Annotated in this window: 19 protein-coding genes and 1 pseudogene; 11 read left to right on the top strand and 9 right to left on the bottom strand. The window is 70.0% G+C overall.

All coding sequences use genetic code 11. The features are described 5' to 3' along the window. Positions 1-149: 149 nt before the first annotated feature. Both ABD691_RS06635 and ABD691_RS06630 read left to right on the top strand, forming a co-directional pair. Positions 150-1,613, top strand: a complete 1,464-nt coding sequence (locus tag ABD691_RS06635) for an FAD-dependent monooxygenase (RefSeq protein ID WP_344678544.1) — start codon at positions 150-152, stop codon at positions 1,611-1,613. Between the two features lie 32 nt (positions 1,614-1,645). Continuing rightward, a complete protein-coding gene (locus tag ABD691_RS06630; RefSeq protein WP_344678543.1) occupies positions 1,646-2,227 on the top strand; it encodes a TetR/AcrR family transcriptional regulator in 582 nt (193 codons plus the stop codon). A gap of 2 nt (positions 2,228-2,229) precedes the next feature. Here the strand turns inward: ABD691_RS06630 and yhjD are convergent, their stop codons facing one another. The 4 genes from yhjD to ABD691_RS06610 all read right to left on the bottom strand — a co-directional run bounded on the left by yhjD (position 2,230) and on the right by ABD691_RS06610 (position 7,509). Beyond that, positions 2,230-3,246, bottom strand: coding sequence for an inner membrane protein YhjD (gene yhjD, locus ABD691_RS06625; protein WP_344678541.1), 1,017 nt, complete (start codon positions 3,244-3,246; stop codon positions 2,230-2,232). 68 nt (positions 3,247-3,314) lie between these two features. After that, positions 3,315-4,355 (bottom strand): tryptophan--tRNA ligase, encoded by a 1,041-nt coding sequence (gene trpS, locus ABD691_RS06620; protein WP_344678540.1) that lies wholly within the window; start codon positions 4,353-4,355, stop codon positions 3,315-3,317. A gap of 76 nt (positions 4,356-4,431) precedes the next feature. After that, on the bottom strand, positions 4,432-4,677 hold the full coding sequence (locus ABD691_RS06615; protein WP_344678539.1) for a hypothetical protein: 246 nt from the start codon (positions 4,675-4,677) through the stop codon (positions 4,432-4,434). Positions 4,678-4,929: 252 nt separating this feature from the next. Continuing rightward, complete coding sequence (locus ABD691_RS06610; RefSeq protein ID WP_344678538.1) at positions 4,930-7,509, bottom strand: bifunctional FO biosynthesis protein CofGH; 2,580 nt, start codon at positions 7,507-7,509, stop codon at positions 4,930-4,932. Positions 7,510-7,684: 175 nt separating this feature from the next. Between ABD691_RS06610 and ABD691_RS06605 the strand changes: the two genes are divergently transcribed. Beyond that, on the top strand, positions 7,685-9,163 hold the full coding sequence (locus ABD691_RS06605; RefSeq protein ID WP_344678537.1) for a S8 family peptidase: 1,479 nt from the start codon (positions 7,685-7,687) through the stop codon (positions 9,161-9,163). Between the two features lie 6 nt (positions 9,164-9,169). On the opposite strand, the gene ABD691_RS06600 is transcribed toward ABD691_RS06605, so the two are convergent. Both ABD691_RS06600 and ABD691_RS06595 read right to left on the bottom strand, forming a co-directional pair. After that, a complete protein-coding gene (locus ABD691_RS06600; RefSeq protein WP_344678536.1) occupies positions 9,170-10,057 on the bottom strand; it encodes a GNAT family N-acetyltransferase in 888 nt (295 codons plus the stop codon). 157 nt (positions 10,058-10,214) lie between these two features. Further along, complete coding sequence (locus ABD691_RS06595; RefSeq protein ID WP_344678535.1) at positions 10,215-10,568, bottom strand: hypothetical protein; 354 nt, start codon at positions 10,566-10,568, stop codon at positions 10,215-10,217. 552 nt (positions 10,569-11,120) lie between these two features. Here ABD691_RS06595 and ABD691_RS06590 point away from each other — a divergent pair. Next, a complete protein-coding gene (locus ABD691_RS06590) occupies positions 11,121-11,531 on the top strand; it encodes a peptidase inhibitor family I36 protein (protein ID WP_344678534.1) in 411 nt (136 codons plus the stop codon). A 129-nt stretch (positions 11,532-11,660) separates the two neighbouring features. Here ABD691_RS06590 and ABD691_RS06585 read toward each other — a convergent pair. The 3 genes and pseudogenes from ABD691_RS06585 to ABD691_RS06575 all read right to left on the bottom strand — a co-directional run. After that, a pseudogene (locus tag ABD691_RS06585) lies at positions 11,661-11,798 on the bottom strand (exodeoxyribonuclease III); the annotation flags it as partial. A 53-nt stretch (positions 11,799-11,851) separates the two neighbouring features. Beyond that, a complete protein-coding gene (locus tag ABD691_RS06580) occupies positions 11,852-14,017 on the bottom strand; it encodes an NACHT domain-containing protein (RefSeq protein WP_344678533.1) in 2,166 nt (721 codons plus the stop codon). Positions 14,018-14,102: 85 nt separating this feature from the next. Further along, positions 14,103-14,885 (bottom strand): exodeoxyribonuclease III, encoded by a 783-nt coding sequence (locus ABD691_RS06575; RefSeq protein WP_344678531.1) that lies wholly within the window; start codon positions 14,883-14,885, stop codon positions 14,103-14,105. Between the two features lie 258 nt (positions 14,886-15,143). Between ABD691_RS06575 and ABD691_RS06570 the strand changes: the two genes are divergently transcribed. The 7 genes from ABD691_RS06570 (at position 15,144) to ABD691_RS06540 (ending at position 20,567) form a co-directional block, all read left to right on the top strand. Continuing rightward, entirely contained in the window at positions 15,144-16,055 is a 912-nt protein-coding gene (locus ABD691_RS06570) for a helix-turn-helix domain-containing protein (protein WP_425564995.1), read from the top strand. A gap of 163 nt (positions 16,056-16,218) precedes the next feature. Further along, positions 16,219-16,455, top strand: coding sequence for a DUF397 domain-containing protein (locus ABD691_RS06565; protein WP_344678529.1), 237 nt, complete (start codon positions 16,219-16,221; stop codon positions 16,453-16,455). A gap of 9 nt (positions 16,456-16,464) precedes the next feature. Next, positions 16,465-16,875, top strand: a complete 411-nt coding sequence (locus ABD691_RS06560) for a hypothetical protein (RefSeq protein ID WP_425564993.1) — start codon at positions 16,465-16,467, stop codon at positions 16,873-16,875. Positions 16,876-17,554: 679 nt separating this feature from the next. Then, entirely contained in the window at positions 17,555-17,767 is a 213-nt protein-coding gene (locus ABD691_RS06555; RefSeq protein ID WP_344678528.1) for a heavy-metal-associated domain-containing protein, read from the top strand. Beyond that, positions 17,764-17,922 (top strand): hypothetical protein, encoded by a 159-nt coding sequence (locus tag ABD691_RS06550; RefSeq protein WP_344678527.1) that lies wholly within the window; start codon positions 17,764-17,766, stop codon positions 17,920-17,922. The genes ABD691_RS06555 and ABD691_RS06550 overlap by 4 nt, the downstream gene beginning before the upstream one ends. Continuing rightward, positions 17,919-20,153: a heavy metal translocating P-type ATPase gene (locus ABD691_RS06545; protein ID WP_344678526.1), complete on the top strand. Its 2,235-nt coding sequence runs from the start codon at positions 17,919-17,921 to the stop codon at positions 20,151-20,153. Before ABD691_RS06550 ends, ABD691_RS06545 begins: the two co-directional genes overlap by 4 nt. A gap of 132 nt (positions 20,154-20,285) precedes the next feature. Next, on the top strand, positions 20,286-20,567 hold the full coding sequence (locus tag ABD691_RS06540) for a metal-sensitive transcriptional regulator (protein WP_344678525.1): 282 nt from the start codon (positions 20,286-20,288) through the stop codon (positions 20,565-20,567). Positions 20,568-20,731 lie beyond the last annotated feature (164 nt).

Genomic DNA, 20,731 nt, shown 5'->3' with positions numbered 1-20,731 from the left:
CGTGCTGCTGCGCCGCGCGAAGCGCGCGGCAGCGGCCCGCCGCCGGAACGCCGGGAACGACCACCCGTAGTCGCCGCACTCCTGGACGGTCGGCGACGACCGGTGGTTCAATTTGTTAACGGACCCGTTTCGTTAACAAAGGAGTGGCGATGGGTGTGCTGGTGGCGGGCGCGGGCCCGGCCGGACTGGCGCTGGCGTGCGGGCTGCGCCAGCACGGCACAGCAGTGCGCGTGGTCGACCGGGCGGCCGGTCCCGCGACCACGTCGAGGGCCAACATCCTGCACGCGCGGGGCGTCGAGGTCCTCAACCGGCTCGGAGCGCTGGGCGACCTGCGGGAGCGCTCGGTCGCGGCCATGCGGCTCACCATGCACCTCGACGGGAGCCCGGTCGCCACGATCCGGTTCGGCGAGGTCGAGGGCGCGCAGCTGTCGGCGCTGCTGGTCTCCCAGGCCGAGATCGAGGCCGAGCTGCGCAGGCGGCTCGCCGAGCTCGGCGTCGAGGTGGAGTGGGACTCGGCCGTGGTCGACGCGGTGCAGGACGCCGACGGCGTCACCGCGACGCTGAGCACCGGCGAGACCGTCCGCACCGGGTGGCTCGCGGGCTGCGACGGCGCGCACAGCCGGGTCCGGGAGCTGGCGGGCATCGGCTTCCCCGGCGTCCCGCTGGCAGACCAGTGGCTGCTGGCCGACGTGCACGCCGACTGGGACCGCGACCGCTCTGGGTCGGCGGGCTGGCTCCACCGCGACGGGCTGTTCGTCGCGATGCCGATGCGCGAGCCCGGCGGCCGGGACGACCTCTGGCGGCTGATGTGCGACGTCCCGCTGTCCGGGAACCGGCTCGGCGACGGGGAGATCGTCGACCGGATGCGGCGGTTGCTGGTCGAGCGCACCGGGCAGGCCGGCGTGCGCATCCGGGACGCGAAGTGGGTCTCGTCGTTCCGCATCCACCGCAGGCTGGCCGAGACCTACCGCAACGGCCGCGTCCTGCTGGCCGGGGACGCCGCGCACATCCACAGCCCGTTCGGCGGCCAGGGGATGAACACCGGCATCGGCGACGCCGAGAACCTCGCGTGGAAGCTCGCGCTGGTCGTCGACGGCACGGCTTCCCCGGCGCTGCTGGACACCTACGAAGCCGAGCGCAGGCCGCTGGCCGAAGAGGTGCTGCGCGGCACGACGTTCAACACCAAGGTCCTCCTCGGGGGCGGTGCGGTCACCAGGTTCGCGCGCGACCGGGTGCTCACCCCGCTGCTCAAGCTGCCCGCGGTGCAGCGGGCGGGGACCAACATCGCCTCGCAGCTGCTGGTGAGCTACCGCCGGGGACCGCTCGGCTCCGGCCGCGGCCCGCGCCCGCGGCCCGGCGACCGGGTGCGCGACTTCGAGTGCCTGCGCGACGGTGCGCGGACCAGGCTGCACACCGAACTGCGCGGACACTGGGCCGTGGTCGGCCACGCGTCTGCCGAGCTGCTGGGCGAACACGTCGTCGCGCTGGAGCCGACGGGTTCCGGTGACGTCCTGCTGGTGCGCCCCGACGGCCACCTGGCCTGGCGCGGCCGGAACCCGGCCGACCTGGAGCGCTGGCTGCGCAGCGCCCTGACCGCGGGGATCACCCGATGACGAGAGCGCGCGGTCGCCCCAGGGATCCCGCGGTGGACGAGCAGATCCTGAGCGCGGCGCTGGACCTGTTCATCGAGAGCGGCGTGGAGGGCACCAGCATCGAGCGGATCGCCAAGCGCGCGGGCGTCGGAAAGCTGACGGTCTACCGGCGCTGGAGCTCGAAGGAGGAGCTGATCGCGCAGGCGGTCGAGTCGCTGCGCGGCGAGGCCGTGCCGGACGAACCGGCGGACGCCCCGCTCGCCGAGCAGGTGGAGCGCCTGCTGCCGCGCTGGGCCGACGCCATGGTCCGGCCCCGGTTCCGCGCCATGGTCGCCCGGATCTTCGGCTCCAGCGCGCACCACCCCGAACTGATGGCCGCCTACTGGGAGAACCACGTCGTGCCGCGCCGCCGGACCGCGCACGCGCTGCTCGAACAGGCCAAGCGGGAGGGCGCGCTGAGCGCGGACACCGACGTCGAGGTGCTGATCGACATGATGGTCGGCGGGGTGCTGTTCCGGCTGCTCCAGCCCGGGAACCCGGACGCCGCCGAGATGCGGCGGTACCTGGAGTCGGTCTACCGGCAGGCGGGGCTGCCGGTCGGGAACCACAGCTCCACGCGGCCGGTCCAGGACTGACCTCAGCGCCGCCTGCGCCAGGCCAGACCGGCCAGCGCGCCGAGCCCGAGCAGGCTCGCGGTCGTGCCCGCGCCGACGCGCTGCCGGACCTGCACCACGGGCCGGATCACCACCGGCGCGGGAGGCGGAGGCGCGACCACTGCCTGGTTCTCCGGCGCCGACGCGGTCCACGCGGTCACGAACAGGATGAACCGCGAGGTCAGGTAGGCGAACACCAGCAGACCGAGGATCGGCCCGAACGCCGCGCCCGCGGGCGATCCGGTGACGCTGTTGAGGTAGATCACGCCGACCTGCTTGAGGACCTCGAAGCCGACGGCGGCGAACAGCGCACCCCAGACCGCCGAGCGCAGCGTCACCGGCTTGCGCGGCAGCCGGGCCAGCACCCACAGGAACACCAACCAGCTCGCCAGCACCGACAGCGCCGTAGCCAGCACCCGCAGCCCGAACACCGCCGCCGGTGTCTCGTCGATGCCGACCAGCTCGAACAGCATCCGGCCGACCCCGCCGCCGATCGCGCTGATCCCGAACGAGATCGCCATCGCCAGCCCGAGCCCGATCAGCGACAGCAGGTCGGAGACGTACATCTTCACCATCGGCTGCGAGGGCGGCTGCTGCGTCCACAGCGCGGTCAGCGCCTCGCGCAGGTTGGTCATCCAGCTCAGACCCGAGTACAGCGCGGCGGCCAGACCGATCAGCCCGACCGCGCCCGCCTTGTTGATCGCCTCGTTGACGACGTTGTTGAGCATGTCGCTCAGCGCCGGGTTCGGCACCGCCGTGGTGATCGACGCCTTCAGCTGCTCCAGCAGGGCGGGGTTGCCGCCCAGCACGAAACCGGCGATCGCGAACGCGATCATCAGCAGCGGCACCAGCGCGAGCACGCTGAAGTAGGTGATCGCGGCGGCGTAGTAGTCGCCGTACTGCTTCTGGTAGCGCACGGCTGCGCGGATCAGCCGGTCCAGCCACTCGTACCGCTGCCGCAGCCGGGTGAGCGCGCCGGGCCGCCGCGTCTGTTCAGACACCGATCCACCTCCACCGGGGGAGCAACGTCTTGCCCCGAACGGGTGCAGGCTACCGGCGGTTGATCAGTTCAGCCCGCCGGCGGGAGGAATCCGATCCGGTCGTAGACGGTCCGCAGGGTGCTCGCGGCGATCTCGCGGGCGTGCTCGGCACCGCGGCGCAGGATCTTGTCCAGCTCGGCCGGGTCGTCGAGATAGCCGCGCACCTTCTCCTGGAACGGCGTGACGAACTCCAGCATGACCTGGCCGAGTTCCTTCTTCAGGTCCCCGTAGCCGCGGCCCTCGTAGGCCGACTCCAGGTCGGCGATGCTGCGGCCGGTCAGCGCGGAGTAGATCACCAGCAGGTTGCTGACGCCGGGCTTGTTCTCCGGGTCGTAGTGGATTTCGCGGCCGGTGTCGGTGACCGCCGAGCGGATCTTCTTCGCCGACCGCTTCGGGTCCTCCAGCAGCTCGACGACGCCCGCCGGGATCGACTTGCTCATCTTCGAGGTCGGGTCCTGCAGGTCGTAGATCTTGGCCGTCTCCTTCGGGATGTGCGCCGAGGGCACCCGGAAGGTGCGGCCGAAGCGGGCGTTGAACCGCTGCGCGAGGTTGCGGGTCAGCTCCAGGTGCTGGCGCTGGTCCTCGCCGACCGGCACCTGGTCGGCCTGGTAGAGCAGGATGTCGGCGGCCATCAGCGCCGGGTAGGTGAACAGGCCGACGCCGACGTGCTCGGCCTCCTGCCGGGCGGACTTGTCCTTGAACTGGGTCATCCGGCCCGCCTCGCCGAAGCCGGTCTGGCACTCCAGCACCCAGCTCAGCTGCGCGTGCTCGGCGACGTGGCTCTGCACGAACAGCGTCGAGCGGTCCGGGTCGATGCCCACGGCGAGCAGCTGCGCCGCGGACAGCCGGGTGCGCTGGCGCAGCAGCTCCGGGTCCTGGGCGACGGTGATCGCGTGCAGGTCGACCACGCAGTAGAAGGTCTCGTGGTCCTCCTGCATGACGACCCACTCCCGCAACGCACCCAGGTAGTTGCCGAGGTGGAAGGAGTCGGCGGTGGGCTGGATGCCGGAGAACACGCGCGGGCGGGCCACGGCCTGCTCGGCTTGCTGCGCTGCGGGAACGTCACTCACACCCTGATTCTCCCAAGCTCACGAGCCCGGTCGAGACCGGGTCCGCGCCTTGCCCCGACCAGGTGGCGGCGGGAGGTCAGCTCTTGCGCTGGTTCTCCGGCTGGATCTTCTTCTTCCGGAAGACCCCGGCGACCATCCCGGCGATGCCGAGCAGGACGGCGACCAGGCCGACCGGGCCGAGGGAGTCCAGCGGTCCCGGCTGCGCCAGCACGGTGGTCGAACCGGCCGCACCGGCGGTGGCCCCGGTGACCAGCAGGCCCAGTACCAGCCCCGCGCCCACCACGGTCGCCCGGCTGCACACGCAAGCCAAACGGCTACGCACGAGCGTTGCCTCCCTCGACGGTTAACCCGCACGGGTCACAAGCGTTTCTCGGCTCAGTCGCGGACTGTACCGACCAGGCGTTACCGCCATGGTCGCGTTGCGTAAACCTGCCACGACGCAATGATCATATTTTCCGCCTGAAGTGTGCGTGCACCGGGTGGGCTTCAGCACCACGCGCGACGGAACATCGCAGCCCAGGGGCGGAAACCGACCAACGGGTCGATTTCCGCGCCCCGAACGCACTCACCCGGTTCAGGGAGCGGTGAGCCCGAGCTGCACCCGGCCCACCGGTTCGTAGGTCGTCCCGCGCTGCCGCGCCCGCCTGCCGACCCGGTCCGCGAGCCCGTGCAGCTGCTCGATCGTCCGCGCCGAGCCGTGCTCGGACCCGGCCATCCGGCTGATCGTCTCCTCCATCAGCGTGCCGCCGAGGTCGTTCGCGCCGCCGGTGAGCACCTCGGAGGTGCCCTCGTCGCCGAGCTTCACCCACGAGCACTGGACGTTGTCGATCCGGCCGTGCAGCAGCACCCGCGCCATCGCGTGCACTGCCCGGTTGTCCCGCCTGGTCGGGCCGGGGCGGGCGATGCCCGCGAGGTAGATCGGCGCGTTGCGGTGCACGAACGGCAGCGGCACGAACTCGGTGAACCCGCCGACCCCGTTGGCCCGCGCGGTGTCCTGCACCGAGGCCAGCGTCCGCAGGTGGCCGAGCCAGTGCTCCGGGGTGTCGACGTGGCCGTACATCATCGTCGACGACGACGGGATGCCGAGCCGGTGCGCGGTGCTGACGACGTCGATCCACTCGGCCGCGGGCAGCTTGCCCTTGGTCAGCACCCAGCGGACCTCGTCGTCGAGGATTTCCGCCGCGGTGCCCGGAATGCTGCCCAGCCCCGCGTCCCGCAGCTCGGTCAGCCACTCGGCGACGCTCACGCCCGCCTTGGCCGCCGCGCTGACGATCTCCATCGGGCTGAAGGCGTGGACGTGCATCTCCGGCACCCGCGCCTTGACCGCCCGCACCAGGTCCGCGTACCCGCTGACCGGCAGCTTCGGGTCGATCCCGCCCTGCATGCAGACCTCGGTCGCGCCCGCGCGCCACGCCTCCTCGGCCCGGTCGGCGACCTCCTCCGGCGAGAGCCGGAAGGCGTCGGCGTCGCGCTCGCGCTGCGCGAAGGCGCAGAACCGGCAGCCGACGTAGCAGATGTTGGAGAAGTTGATGTTGCGGTTGACCACGTAGGTGACGTCGTCGCCGACGACCTCCCGGCGCAGCCCGTCGGCGATCCCGGCCAGCTCGTCCATCGCCGGTCCGTCGCAGGTCATCAGGGCCATGGCGGCGGCGGTGCTGGACTCGTCGAGCAGCGCGGCCGGGTCCTGCTCGGCCAGCCGCAGCCCGGCGCGGACGTCGGAGTCGAGCCGCTGCGGCGCGCTCCCGGACGGCACCTGCGCGCGCAGCTCGTCCCAGTCGCCGTAGACGGTGTCGAAGTCGCCGCGGCGGTCGCCGGTCCGGCCGACGGTGTCGATGCTGCGGTGCAGGTCGGTGCGGCCGAGCGAGGCGAAACCGCCGTCCGGCTCCTGCCACTCCCGGCCCGTCGGCACCGCGTCCGGCAGCGCCAGCCCGTCCTCGTCGGCGAGCGCGTCGACGTGCGCGGCGATGCGGGGATCGATCCACTGCGTGCTGTCCCCGGCCAGCCCGGCGCGCACGAAGCGCGGGTACGCGGTCAGCCGCTCGCGCATCTCGAAGCCGCTCGCGGCGGTCCGCTCGGCGAGGTGGTCGATCTGCGGCCAGGGGCTCTCCGGGTTGACGTGGTCGACGGTGACCGGCGAAACGCCGCCCCAGTCGTCGATCCCGGCGCGCAGCAGCAGCGGCAGCTCGTCGCCGACGAGGTTCGGCGGCGCCTGCACGCTGACGTCCGAGGGCATCAGCAGCCGCGCGACCGCGGTGGTCGCGGCGAGGTCCTGTAGGTCGGCGTCGGGCATGCCGCTCATCGCGGTCCCGGGCTTGGCCCGGAAGTTCTGCACGATGATCTCCTGGACGTGCCCGTACTGGCGGGCGGTGCGGCGCAGCGCGAGCAGGGATTCGGCGCGCTCGGCGCGGGTCTCGCCGATGCCGATCAGGATGCCGCTGGTGAACGGCACCGCGACCCGGCCCGCGTCGTCGAGCACCCGCAGCCGCACCGCGGGCTCCTTGTCCGGGCTGGCGTAGTGCGGGCCGCTCTTCTCGCTCCACAGCCGTTCCGCCGTGGTCTCCAGCATCATGCCCATGCTGGCCGCGACCGGCTTGAGCCTGGTCAGCTCGGCCCAGCTGAGCACTCCCGGGTTGAGGTGCGGCAGCAGTCCGGTCTCCTCCAGCACCGCGATCGCGCAGGACCGGACGTAGTCCACTGTGGACGAATAGCCGCGGGCCTCCAGCCACTCGGCCGCGTGCGACCAGCGGTCCTCCGGCCGGTCGCCGAGGGTGAACAGGGCCTCCTTGCAGCCCGCCGCCGCACCCTGGCGCGCGATCTCCAGCACCTCGTCGCGCTCCAGGTAGATCGACTCCACCCGGTGCGGCACGGTGGCGAAGGTGCAGTAGTGGCAACGGTCCCGGCACAGCCTGGTGAGCGGGATGAACACGTTCTTGCTGTAGGTGACCACGCCCTGGCGGCCCTCGGCCAGCAGGTGCGCGTCGCGCGCGCGGCCCGCGGCGGCCAGCAGCGCGTCGAGGTCGTCGCCTCTGGCGTGCAGCAGGACCGAGGCTTCGGTGACGTCGAGCGACACCCCGTCCGCGGCGCGGCGCAGGGCCCGGCGCATCGCCGAAGCGCTCGGCACGGGCTCCGGCGGAGACAGTTCGAGATCTACCACCCCGCGACCCTATGACCGCCGGGGTCGCTCCCGCATCCGTCGGCGACGCACAGCACATCTCACTCTCGGCCACCGGGATTACTCCATTGTGTCCTATAAACATTCCCCAAATGAGCGCAAAATCCCGATCCATCCATTACTGGGCGATCGTGATAAACGCTTTGGGAGGACCCGCGTGTCACGCAAACCAAGGAAGTACCGGGCCCTGGCAGGTCCGGTGCTCGCGTTGGCCCTGCTCGTGCCCACCGGTGCGGCCGGAGCCGCGCCCGCGCCCGCGGCCACCGCCGCACCGGCGCACTTCATGGTCGTCGGCCCGGCCGGTGACCTCGCGCGGACCGAGGAATCCGTGCGCGCCGTCGGCGGCACCGTCGTGCAGAGCTGGCCGCAGATCGGCGTGCTGGTCGCGACCTCGACCGACCCCGGTTTCGCCGAGGCCGTCCGCAAGCAGCCGGGCGTGCAGCAGGCAGGCGCCAGCCGCAACCTCGTCGAGTGGTTACCGCCGACGCGCAGCACCGCGCTGGAGCCGACCGAGGGCACCGCCGCTCCCGCAGCGATCAACGCGCTTGGCGACACCGAGCCGCTCGAAGCCGAGCAGTGGGACCTGCCGCTGATCAAGGCGGACAAGGCGCACCTGCTCTCGCAGGGCGACCGCGACGTCACCGTCGGCGTGCTCGACTACGGCATCGACCCCGAACATCCCGACCTCAAGCCGAACCTCGACGTGTCGAAGTCCGTGAGCTGCGTGAACCAGGGCATCCCGGACCAGTCGCCCGCCGCCTGGGCGCCGCAGAACGCCGAGCAGGACCACGGCACCCACGTCGCGGGCACGATCGCGGCGGCGCGCAACGGCATCGGCGTCGCCGGGGTCGCCCCGAACGTGTCGCTGGCGTCGGTGCGGCTGATCGACGACGGCGGCTTCATCTACCCCGAGTACGCGGTGTGCGGTTTCGTCTGGGCCGCAGAGCACGGCTTCGACATCACGAACAACTCGTACTTCGTCGACCCCTGGTACCTGTGGTGCGACACCGACCCGGACCAGAAGGCCGCCGCCGAGGCGGTCCGCCGCGCGGTCGACTACGCCGCGGGCAGGGACGTCGTCAACGTCGCCTCCGCGGGCAACAGCAACTGGGACCTGTCCAAGCCGATCCTGGACGAGAACAGCCCGAACAACGGCGGCCCGACGCAGTCCCGCCAGACCGGCGACGAGTGCGAGGTGCTGCCCGGCGAGCTCGACGGCGTCGTCAACGTCGGATCGACCGGCGTGCAGTCGGTGAAGTCCTACTTCTCCAACTACGGCCTCGGTTCGGTCGACGTGACCGCACCGGGCGGCGACAAGAACCAGATCCCGCAGACGCCCTCGGCCAACGGCCGCATCCTGTCCACGCTGCCCGGCGGCGGCTGGGGCTGGAAGCAGGGCACCTCGATGTCCGGTCCGCACGCGGCCGGTGTGGTCGCGCTGCTGCGCAGCACCCACCCGGAGTGGAAGGCGACGCAGGTCGCCAAGGTCCTGGAGGCGCAGGCCGACCGGCTGCCGTGCCCGGAGGTCTACGACCCGGACGGCGACGGCGAGCCGGACGCGGTGTGCGAGGGCGGCGCCAGCGGTGCCGGCTTCTACGGCGCGGGCATGATCGACGCGCTCGACGCCGTGCGCTGACCGAGGTCAGACCAGGTCGATCCGGTGCTCGGTGACCGGGTAACCGACTCTGGCGAAGTTGGCCGCCATCGGCACGTTCGTGGTGTCGGTGGCGGCCAGGATCCGGTCGGCGCCCGCTTCGACGAGCAGGTGGGTCGCCTCCACGAGCAGGTCGTAGGCGTAGCCGCGGCCGCGGTGGCCGGGCAGCACGCCGATGTAGCCGATGACCGGGTCGGACTGGGTGCGCGACGGGATGCAGAGCCCGGCGAGGTCGCCGTCCTCGGTGCGGGCCAGCCGCCACCAGCTCCGCGGACCGGGCAGCGCAAGCAGGAGGTCGAGGTCTTCCCGTGCGGCGGCGTCCAGTCCGGACTCGTCGGTGGCGCGGCGGGCGTGCGCGTCGAGCGTGCCCTCGTGCACCTTCCGGAACGCTGCGAGGAAGACGTCGTCGTCCGGTTCCGCGTGGAACGCCAGCCGCCCCGGCCGGGCAGGAAGCCCGTGGTCCGGGGTCCAGCGGTAGCGGTAGCGCTCGACCAGGAACTCCAGCCCGGCGGCCGTGGCGGCGGCGATGCGGGCGTCAGCCGCCTCCTTCACCGCCGGGTTGTCCCGCCAGCCGGGCGGCAGCGTCAGGGAGTACTCGGTGCGCGCGGGCGCGCTGCGCAGCAGCCGCACCGCGGCGTCGAAGTCGGTGAAGTCGAACCAGTCCAGCACGGACGGCACGTCGTCGTCCGGTCCGCCCCGCCACGCCGCGCGGGCGACCACGACGCCGTCGCGCAGCGCCACGCGCGTCCACTCCGGCCGGTGCTCGGCGCCGAAGGTCCGGCCGAGCAGCGCCGGACCGACGAGGCCGGCGTCGGGCAGGGATTCGAAGAGCTGCTCCTCGCCGACGGCGAGCGAGCGGATGACCAGGTCGGTCATTGGATTCCTTCCGGGAGAAGCCGCGCTCCCGGCCGGAACCCCGGTGCCCTGGTGCCGAGGAGGGAGCGCGCGGATGTCGTGAGCACGGCCCTCACCTCCTGACGTCTCGTCGCGGGCGCACGCAACCTAGCCCGGCCCGGGCGCGGGGACAACGGGTTTATCGCCTGCGCTGGTTCGACTCGAACCGGGACCGGTGGCTGCGGACCCAGTCCCGGGCGCGCCCGACCAGCGCCTCCCGGTCCCACCTGTCCTCGATGTTGAGCTCCCACGGCAGCGGCCAGCGGAAGTCCTGGTCGATGTGCCCGGCGTAGATCCGCACCCGGCTTTCCCCGCGGAACCACCGGAAGACGAAGCAGGCGTACATGTAGACCAGGTACGACCGGCCGTCGGCGGCCTGCCTGACCTCGGGTCCTTCGCACGGCATCGGCACCCGGTAGACGGTGAAGGTCTTGCCGGACTTGATCTGGATGATTTCCGGTACCGCGCCCGGCGGAAGCCTCTCCCACCCCATCGTCAGTCTTCGACGATCGTGATCGTGCCGGTACCGTCGCAGCGGTCGCAACCTCTGCCCCCGCAGTCCCCGCAGTCGATGATGATGATCCGCATACCGCGGATGCTAGAAGCAAGCCACGCGGCGAAGCCAATTCCTGCCCCCATTCGGAATACACCAACCGGCCGACATTCACCAAATGGCATATTCCCTCACCGGACCAGCTGATCCCCCGCGACGATTCTCCCGGGAAGCGGACGAACCGGAATGAACGTGAAAAATTTGGACCAGCGGTGGCGCACGCGCCGTCTGCACGTGCAGTTGCGACGTGCAGGTAATCGGAAAGAGAAAAACGGCCGCCGCCGGAACGATCCGACCGCCGCGCGCGGGCCGCGCCGCAGCGCACCGCGCTGGACCCGCGGCCCGTGCCAGGAGGTCGAGGGGTTTGCCCGAAAGCCCTCCGGACCGGTGGCTCGGGTGTTAGCCTGGCGGCGCAATCTGGGGTGATCGTTCCGGCTTCGGCCTGGTGGAAACAGCGCAGCCGGAACCCAACTTCTTTGAGGAGTTCTACATATGCGAACACTGGTCCAGCGGATCTCCGCGGCAAGCGCCTCGGCCGTGGCCGCGGCGGCATCAATTGCCGCCGTCAGCGCACCGGCACAGGCAACCGCACCGGAACCGCCGCAGCCAGTAATGCAGCCACGCCCTTGCGAACCGGGGGCCTTCTGCATCTACGACATGCCGAACGCCGGAGACGACGGCCCGAGCACCGTTTACGTCCCGGGCAGTCCCGGGAGCCCCTACCTCGGCGATTTCGACAACAAGGCCAGCTCGGCGGTCAACAACTCGGCAAACGCCTGGTGCGTTTACGAGGGAGATGGCTACAACGGCCGCGCCATGACCATTGTTCCGGGAGAAAGCGGGAACTTCACGCCCACGTCAGAAGTCCGGGACAACGAAACGTCTTCTCTCCGCCCCTGCTGAAAGGGCTGACGTTCCGGTGTTGCGGCGCGGGGTTTCCGCGCCGCAACACCACTATCCGTTTGACGTCAGCTTGATATTGACCGGCGAGGTGATCCCGGAGCCGGGTATGGCGGAATAAACACCGAACGATCAGAAGTCGAAAACCGCCGTCACCGGAGCATGATCCGACCACCGCTTGTCATAGCTCTCGGCCTTCTCCACGCGCGCGGCCGTGCAGCGCTCCGCGAGATCGCCGGTCGCCATGAGGTAGTCGATCCGCCAGCCCGTTGATCTTGTCGAAGGCGACACCCGAAACGACCCCGACATGTCTGGTCGAGTGTTTACGTGGCAGCCGACTGCTCTTGGGCCTGACGGGCGAGGTGGTCGCGGAGCCGGGCGTGGCGGAACTGGTAGACCGCGCCCGCGCGGCGCAGCACGCCCCGGTCGTAGGCGTCTTCGAGAAAGCGCTTCGGACGCCACGGCAGGCGCCCGGTGAGTGGGAGCCACAGACGTGCGAACAGCAGCCAGCTTCCCCACGCCGTGAGCGCGAGGCGGAGCATTCCACCGATGAGTGCGTACGGAATCCAGGCTAGGTTGGCGAGTCCGAATGCGAGCCAGACAGCGAGCACAGTTGCGACCATTTGGACAAGCGCAACCTGGCGGTCGGTAGCTAAAAGCTTCCACGGCTCGGTGGCGCGAGGGTCGAGGGTATCTCCGAGAGTTGACACAATCACGTTCACGAGTCCGAATGCGAGGCTGAGTGTAATTCCGAACGTAAGGGCAAACGCGACTTCGTACGCAGTTAGACCTATACTCAGCCTCGAGTCGCCGTTTATTTCTATTATCGAATTGGCCACTGGATTGTACATAAAATCGAGAATTACTCCGAACATAATTTCTTCCATGAGCATCAAGGTCCCCCCATGGACCGGAAGCCCGAATATTCCACTGAGATTGGACACCAACTCGAAGGAAAATCCGAGTCCGAGCCCCAGCGCGAGCCCGAGCGCGAGTCCTTTGGCAAATACGGATGTGACTTTCTTAAAGCGGGTAGAAAATGAGCGCTGCGAGTGGCTTCGCTGCCACGATCCCAGGCGCAGCCGTTCCGGTTCTTGCCCACCGCGCTCGCTCAATAACCTCAATTCGTTGATGCCCCCGACCACGACTCCGGCAGCTATTCCGGACGCGATTCCGATCGAAATCGCATCTATGAATGCATTTGCGAACCCGTAGATGATCCAATACACGATCCCGTACGCGACCCCAGCAGTGAGCGCAACTGTGGTACCAAGCGCGACCACCGTGGCGAGGATGCGGATGTGGCGATGGAGAGTGGCAGGGAGTCTCCACCAAGCGAAGTCATGGCTGTTGCGTCGGGTGAGATGTGTGGCGAGGTAACCGAGCCAGCGGCGTGCTTGATCAGAACTCCAGTGTGGACGTTGTGCGTCGTGGGTGTAGGCGGTGTTGAGGTAGCGGTGGAGGAGGCGGTCTTCGATGTCCTCGGCCGTGGGGAATTGTTCGGTGTCGAGGAGTTCTCCTGGCTGGTGGCCCGAATTGTCGTTGTAGACGGTGCGGGCGAGCACGACCATCAGTGGACTGGTCAGCACCGTGGTGAGATTGCGGCTCGCGAGATCGTCGGGGGCGGTGCGCAGGTGCTCGAACACCACATCCCAGACATACCCGCAGGGTTTCCCGGTGCTCTGCCGCAGGTATGCGTGGGACTCGTCGAGGGGCAGGTCTTCGAGCACGATGGCCGCGGCCCCGCCGACGGCTCTGATTTCGTGTACGGCGCGGGCGTACTCGTCGGGGCGGCTGGTGAGGATCAGGGGGAGATCGACCGAGCTGATCTGGCGGATCGCTTTGGAACGGTGTTGCTTGGGGATCTCGTCGAACCCGTCGAGGACGGGCAGAATGAGGTCGCGTCGCACGAAGACCTCGGCCATCTTCTTCCCGGAGGTGTCCGGGGTGTCCAGGAACGCGAAGTCTCGGATTATGTGCTCGATCAGCCAGGACCGGAATTCGGTTATCGGGTTCCAGTCGCTGAGGCTGAACAGCACCGGCACCGGGCCGGTAGGGTTGTGCCTGACCAGGTCGAGGATGAATCGGTGGGCCAGCACGGTCTTACCTGAACCGGCCCGCCCCAGGATCACCAGCCGTCGGGACTCGACGGTCTCGTACGTTTCCCGGATCTCAGTGAACTCGCCGTCCAGCGATACGGGCGCACCGTCACCCTGGATCTTCGTCCAGTGGTCGAACAGATCGTCGGCCGCGGTGTGCCAGCGCACCGGCAACGCATCCCGCCCCCGCAGGCCCCACTTCTCGAGCTCCCGCTCACTCGCCGAACGCACCAGGCCGGCAAGGTCCCGAAGGTGTTCCGCCTGCCTTTCGTTGATGACCGACAAGCTCGATGGGCTGTTTACGGAGATATGACCGTAGTTGGGGCCGAACTGAAAGCTGGTCTTGGCCTGCCCGTGGAACTCGTTGTGGATCTCGTGTCCGTCTGCCACCCCCCACAGTGTGCCGCACCAAACCCCTCGCACGAGCCGGAAACCGCCCAACCGCCACGTTTCAGAGGCCCGGCCTTCGGAACGCTCAAAAGTCGAAAACCGCGGTCACCGGCGCGTGGTCGCTCCACCGCTTGTCATAGCTCTCGGCCTTCTCCACGCGCGCGGCCGTGCAGCGCTCGGCGAGATCGCCGGTCGCCATGAGGTAGTCGATCCGCCAGCCGGAATCGTTGTCGAACGCCTTGCCCCGGTACGACCACCACGTGTACGGGCCCGGGCCCTCCGGGTGCAGCGCGCGCACGACGTCGACGTAGCCCTCGTCGAGGACCTGGCTCAGCCAAGCCCTCTCCTCCGGCAGGAACCCCGCCGACTTCTGGTTGGCCTTCCAGTTCTTCAGGTCGATCTCGCGGTGGGCGATGTTCCAGTCGCCGCACACCACGACGTTGTCCGCGCGCGAGCGCAGGTCGGCCAGGTACGGCAGGAACTCCTTCATGAACCGTTCCTTCTCGTCCTGCCGGGGCGTGCCGACGTCGCCGCTGGGCAGGTAGAGGCTGGCCACGACCACGTCGCCGAGGTCGAACTCCGCGTAGCGCCCGCTGCTGTCGAACTCCGCGGAGCCGAAGCCGATCCGGGTCGAGCGCGGTTCGCGCCGGCTGTAGAGCGCCACCCCGCTGCGGCCCTTGTCCGCCGACGGCGCGAGCAGGGTGTGCCAGCCCTCCGGCCGCAGGACCTCCGCGGGCAGCTGGTCCGGTTCGGCGCGGGTCTCCTGGAGGCAGATCACGTCGGCGTCGGTGGCGGCGAGCCATTCCACGAAGCCCTTCTTCGCCGCGGCCCTCAGCCCGTTGACGTTCACGGTCGACACAGTCAGCACAGCACCGAGGGTAACCACGGGCTTCGATGCCCCCGGGCGCGGCGTGCTCGGCCCGGCTACGCCGAACGCAGGATTCACACGGTCCACACCTGGACGGAGCAGGGATGGGTGCGCGTAGAGTTCTCCGCCGGCACACGCGGGTCACCAAACTGACCCGGCCGTAACCGTTGGTCGGACCGAGCGAGTACTGATGCGTAATGCGGGTTTTGCGGTTTTTCTGCACTACACTGCCGCCGCATGTAACGATCCGTGGCGAGAATGCGACAACGGGTCGGGGAGCCGGAATATTCGGGAGGTCTGGACGTGACCACGGATGGTGCCGCCACCAGCGGCCCCACCGCCCGGCGCCTTGTCCTCGGTAGCCAGCTCCGCAGGTTGCGCGAGGCCAACGGCATCTCCCGCGAGGACGCGGGCTACTCCATCCGCGGCTCCGGCTCCAAGATCAGCCGCCTCGAACTCGGCAGGGTCGGGTTCAAGGAGCGCGACGTCTCCGACCTGCTGACGCTCTACAAGGTCACCGACGAGGACGAGCGCGCGAGCTTCCTCGAAATGGTCCGCAAGTCCAACGAACCGGGCTGGTGGCACCGCTACAGCGACCTGGTCGCGTCGTGGTTCCAGGACTACGTCGGCCTGGAGGAGTCCGCCTCCCGGATCCAGACCTTCGAGCTGCAGTTCGTCCCCGGCCTGCTCCAGACCGAGCGCTACGCCCGCGCGATCTCCTCGCAGGGCAGGCCGGAATCCTCCGACGACGAGATCGAGCGGCGGGTCAAGCTGCGGATGCAGCGCCAGCGGCTGTTCCAGCAGCCGCGCGCACCGCGGCTGTGGGCGGTCATCGACGAGTCGGTGCTGCTGCGCCCGATCGGCGGCCGGAAGGTGCTGCGCGAGCAGATCGAGCACCTGCTCGAGGTCACCAAGCTGCCGACGATCTCGTTGCAGGTCGTGCCGCTGGAAGTGGGCCGGTCGGCGGCCGAGGGCGCGTTCACCATCCTGCGCTTCGCCGAGCCGGAGATCCCCGACATCGTCTACCTGGAGCACCTCTGCGGTGCCCTCTACCTCGACAAGCCCGACGACGTCGAGCTGTACAGCAAGGTCAGCCACCGCCTCGCGGTCGACGCGCTGACCCCGGAGGCAACCCGCAAGAGGCTGTCCTCCGCGCTCGAAGAGCTCTAGTTCTTCCCAGTATTACCGCACAGTAGCGCACGAGAATGTGACGTAGATCGCACCCGTCTGCACGTGCATTCTCTCTTGCATCCGCAACTGCTACCTTTTGTGCACGGTCGCCTGCACGTGCAGATGGCCGTGCAAGGCACATCGGGGGAGGTTGGGGATTTCGATGTCGAGGGTTCAGAACGGAATGCCCGCGCAGCAGCTGTTCGACGCGTCCTGGCGCAAGAGCAGGTACAGCGGCTCCGTGGGCAACTGCGTGGAGCTGGCTCCCCTGGTGGACGGTGAGATCGCCGTTCGCAACTCGCGATATCCGGAAGGCCCGGCGCTTGTTTACACCCGCGACGAGATCGCGGCGTTCCTCAGCGGCGCCAAAGACGGCGAGTTCGACGACCTGATCGCCTGAGGGGGCATCGTGTACTGGGCAGACCCGAACCTCGACCAGCAGGCACGGACGATCAGCGGTGGCACCGCGAAGGACGTCACCGACGGACTGCAGGCCCTGATCTCCCGCGACTTCCAGTTCGCGCACCCCCGCGACTCCGTCGGGTCGCTCGTCGCGGTGGTCGGCCTGCGGGTGCACCACGGCGTGATCGACATCGTCCAGCTCTACGGGGAGGACGACGCCGACGCCGCGCGCATCCCCGGCGACGAGCCGGACGTGCTGTTCCCGCAGACCGTCATCTGGCGGACCACCGGACGCGCCCGCGAGGTGATCAAGCAGGTGTTAGCGCTGGAGGATCCGGTCGAGCTGGCCGGTTCCGCGGCGGGCTGCTGGGTGCCGACGCACGCGGGACGCTCCGCCTGGCTGGCCGCGTCGGCCTGACCGGCCGCGCGCCGAACGCTCGGACCCGCGGCCTGTTCCGACGCATGCAGGCCGCTCGACCGGTCCGGACTGACCCGGGACTCGTACAAGCCGCTCCCCATGGCTCGACCGGGTCCGTCCGGACCGGCTCGCCGGGTTCGCGCGGCTGGGCGGGCGATCTCCCGCCCAGCCACATCGGCCCAGGTCGGCCGGGTGGTTGCGGGCGGTCGCTGATCTTGGTTGGTCGCTGATCCCGGTCGGCCACCAATCCCGGCCGCCGCTGATCCTGGTCGGTTGCTGATCCCGGTCGGTCACTGACCCGACCCGCCACCAACCCGACCCACCGCCGATCCCGATCCGCCACTCGGCCTCGGCCCGGTCATCCGCTCGTCCCCGGCCGTCGTATCAGTCCCGCCCGCGACTCCCCCCCCTGTCGGCTGCTCGTTCCCAGAAATCCGGCCGACCGCACCGATCTGCCGACCGCGCGCATCCGGCCGCAACGCCCGCACTCCGCGCGGGCGTTTTCCACCCCACCCGCCGGGTACCCCCAGGGGGTAGACACCCGGGACGGCACCCTCCCGCATCACCTGACCTGGGAAACCCCGTCCGGGCGAACCGCAGGCTTGACTTCATACCCTAGGGGGGTATTGTATGCACCGCGTCGGGCGGTGGACCCGACCCAAGTGAGAGGACCTCGGAGATGACCACCACCAGCTACCTCGTCAAGGGCATGACCTGCGACCACTGCGCCCAGTCCGTGCGCTCCGAGGTCGGCGGGCTCGCCGGGGTGCAGCGGGTCGACGTCGACCTGCCCACCGGTACGGTCACCGTGACCAGCCAGAACGCGCTCGCCGACGCGGAGATCGCCGCCGCCGTCGACGAGGCAGGCTACGAGGTGGTGAGTCGGGCATGAACGCCGCGACCAAGCTCGGCGGCTTCGCGCTGATCGCCGCGATCGCCTTCGGCGGCGCCTACGCGGTGGGCAGCGCCGTCGGCCCGCTGGACGGCGAGAGCACGCAGCAGCAGGAAACCGCGAACCACGACCACGGAAGCGAGACCGGACGATGACCGCCACCGACACCGGCACCGGTGCCCGCATCGAGCTGGCCATCGGCGGCATGACCTGCGCCTCCTGCGCCGCGCGGATCGAGAAGAAGCTCAACAAGATCGAGGGCGTGCAGGCCACGGTCAACTACGCGACCGAGAAGGCCAACGTCGTCCACCCCGACGGGATCACCCCGGACGAGCTGGTCGCCGTCGTCGAGAAGGCCGGTTACACCGCCACCGTCCCGCAGCCGGAGGCGGAGGAAGCAGAGCCCCCGGCCGAGGAGGCCGATCCGCTGCGGACGCGGCTGCTGGTCAGCACCGCGCTCTCGGTCCCGGTGATCCTGCTGGCCATGTTCCCGGCGCTGCAGTTCACCAACTGGCAGTGGTTGTCGCTGACGCTGGCCGCGCCGGTCGTGGTGTGGGCGGCGCTGCCGTTCCACCGCGCCGCGTGGACCAACCTGCGCCACGGCACGGCCACCATGGACACGCTGATCTCGATGGGCACGCTGGCCGCGCTCGCGTGGTCGCTCTACGCGCTGTTCCTCGGCACCGCCGGAACTCCCGGCATGACGCACGGTTTCGAGTTCAGCGTCCAGCGGACCTCGGGCACCGGGAACATCTACCTCGAAGTCGCCGCAGGCGTCACCACGTTCATCCTCGCCGGCCGCTACTTCGAGGCCAGGTCCAAGCGGCGGGCGGGCGCTGCGCTGCGGGCGCTGCTCGAACTCGGCGCCAAGGACGTCGCCGTGCTGCGCGACGGCCAGGAGGAGCGCGTTCCCGTCGACCGGCTCGCCGTCGGCGACCGGTTCGTGGTGCGGCCGGGCGAGAAGATCGCCACCGACGGCGTGATCGAGGACGGCAGCTCGGCGGTCGACGCGAGCATGCTCACCGGCGAGTCGGTGCCGGTCGAGGTCGGGCCCGGCGACACCGTCGTCGGCGCGACCGTCAACGCAGGCGGGCGGCTGGTGGTGCGGGCGACCCGCGTCGGCTCGGACACCCAGCTGGCGCAGATGGCCAAGCTCGTCGAGGACGCCCAGACCGGCAAGGCCGAGGTGCAGCGGCTGGCCGACCGGGTCTCGGCGGTGTTCGTGCCGATCGTGATCGCGCTGGCCTTCGCGACCCTCGGGTTCTGGCTGGGCACCGGCGGTTCGGTGGGGATGGCGTTCACCGCCGCGGTCGCGGTGCTGATCATCGCCTGCCCGTGCGCCCTCGGCCTGGCCACGCCGACCGCGCTGCTGGTCGGGACCGGCCGGGGCGCCCAGCTCGGCATCCTGATCAAGGGACCGGAGGTGCTGGAGTCCACCCGGCGCATCGACACCGTGGTGCTGGACAAGACCGGGACCGTGACGTCCGGGCAGATGTCGCTGGCGCGCGTCGTCGCCGCCGAAGGCGAGGACGCGACCGAGGTGCTGCGGCTGGCCGGTGCGGTCGAGGACGCCTCCGAGCATCCGATCGCCAAGGCCATCGCTGCTGGGGCCCGCGCTCAGGCCGGGGCGCTGCCGGAGGTGGCGGACTTCGCCAACCTCGAAGGGCTCGGCGTGCAGGGCGTGGTCGACGGACGCGCGATGCTGGTCGGACGGGCCGCGCTGCTGGCGGAGTGGAGCGTCGAGCTGCCCGCGGAGCTGGCCGACGCGAAGGCGGCGGCCGAGTCCGAAGGCGCGACCGCGGTCGCGGTCGCGTGGGACGGCAGGGCGCGGGCCGTGCTGGTGGTGTCGGACACCGTCAAGCCGACCTCGGCGGAAGCGGTCGCGCAGCTGCGCGGCCTGGGGCTGACGCCGATCCTGCTGACCGGTGACAACGAGGCGGCGGCCCGCGCGGTGGCGGCGAAGGTCGGCATCGACGAGGTCATCGCCGAGGTGCTGCCCGCGGACAAGGTCGACGTGGTGTCCCGGTTGCAGGGCGAGGGCCGGGTGGTCGCGATGGTCGGCGACGGGGTCAACGACGCCGCCGCGCTGGTCAGGGCCGATCTCGGGCTGGCCATGGGCACCGGCACCGACGTCGCCATCGAGGCCGGGGACCTGACCCTGGTCCGTGGCGACCTGCGGGCGGCGGCCGACGCGATCCGGCTCTCCCGGCGCACGCTGGGCACCATCAAGGGCAACCTGTTCTGGGCCTTCGCCTACAACGTGGCCGCGCTGCCGCTGGCGGCGGCCGGCCTGCTCAACCCGATGATCGCGGGTGCGGCGATGGCGTTCAGCTCGGTGTTCGTGGTGTCCAACAGCCTCCGGCTGCGCGGGTTCCGCCCGGCCTGAGCGAGTGCTACGGCGGCCCGGATGTCCACTGTGGACATCCGGGCCATCGGAGCAGGTAGGAGCCGTACCGGCCCGTACGGCGGTATCGTATGCGGGCGGCTTTCGGCGCGGATGATCCAGGAGTTGAAGCAGATGCGTGGCTACACCGAGGACAAGGACGGCTACCTCAAGCGGTTGCGCCGCATCGAGGGTCAGATCCGCGGACTGCAGCGGATGATCGACGAGGACGAGTACTGCATCGACATCCTGACCCAGGTCGGGGCGGCGACCAAGGCGCTGCAGGCGGTCTCGCTCGGGCTGATCGAGCAGCACCTCGAACACTGCGTCGCCGAGGCGGTGGCCGAGGGTGGCGCGGTCGCCGAGGAGAAGCTGCGCGAGGCCAACGACGCCATCGTCCGGCTGGTCCGGTCATAGCCGGACCGGGCCGCCGCCGGTTCCGCGCGGGATCAGCGGCGCACGCCCTTCTCTGCGCGCGCCCGGAAGGGGCGGCGGGCACCCCCAGTGAGCCCGCGCCCGGGTCATCCGCACCCGGATGACCCGGGAACATGTCTAATCGATCTTCACCCCGATACCAAGCG

Origin of the sequence: Saccharopolyspora taberi, assembly GCF_039534165.1 — a bacterium.
GTDB classification, from domain to species: Bacteria; Actinomycetota; Actinomycetes; order Mycobacteriales; family Pseudonocardiaceae; genus Saccharopolyspora_D; species Saccharopolyspora_D taberi.
This window is presented reverse-complemented; position numbering and strand designations above follow the sequence as displayed.

Excerpts from the sequence above, each read along its gene's own strand:
- ABD691_RS06555 (WP_344678528.1), top strand. The coding sequence starts at position 17,555 with ATGACCACCACCAGCTACCTCGTCAAGGGCATGACCTGCGACCACTGC.
- ABD691_RS06545 (WP_344678526.1), top strand. The coding sequence starts at position 17,919 with ATGACCGCCACCGACACCGGCACCGGTGCCCGCATCGAGCTGGCCATC.
- ABD691_RS06570 (WP_425564995.1), top strand. The coding sequence starts at position 15,144 with ATGCGACAACGGGTCGGGGAGCCGGAATATTCGGGAGGTCTGGACGTG.
- ABD691_RS06550 (WP_344678527.1), top strand. The coding sequence starts at position 17,764 with ATGAACGCCGCGACCAAGCTCGGCGGCTTCGCGCTGATCGCCGCGATC.
- ABD691_RS06565 (WP_344678529.1), top strand. The coding sequence starts at position 16,219 with ATGTCGAGGGTTCAGAACGGAATGCCCGCGCAGCAGCTGTTCGACGCG.
- ABD691_RS06590 (WP_344678534.1), top strand. The coding sequence starts at position 11,121 with ATGCGAACACTGGTCCAGCGGATCTCCGCGGCAAGCGCCTCGGCCGTG.
- ABD691_RS06540 (WP_344678525.1), top strand. The coding sequence starts at position 20,286 with ATGCGTGGCTACACCGAGGACAAGGACGGCTACCTCAAGCGGTTGCGC.
- ABD691_RS06635 (WP_344678544.1), top strand. The coding sequence starts at position 150 with ATGGGTGTGCTGGTGGCGGGCGCGGGCCCGGCCGGACTGGCGCTGGCG.
- ABD691_RS06600 (WP_344678536.1), bottom strand. The coding sequence starts at position 10,057 with ATGACCGACCTGGTCATCCGCTCGCTCGCCGTCGGCGAGGAGCAGCTC.
- ABD691_RS06595 (WP_344678535.1), bottom strand. The coding sequence starts at position 10,568 with ATGGGGTGGGAGAGGCTTCCGCCGGGCGCGGTACCGGAAATCATCCAG.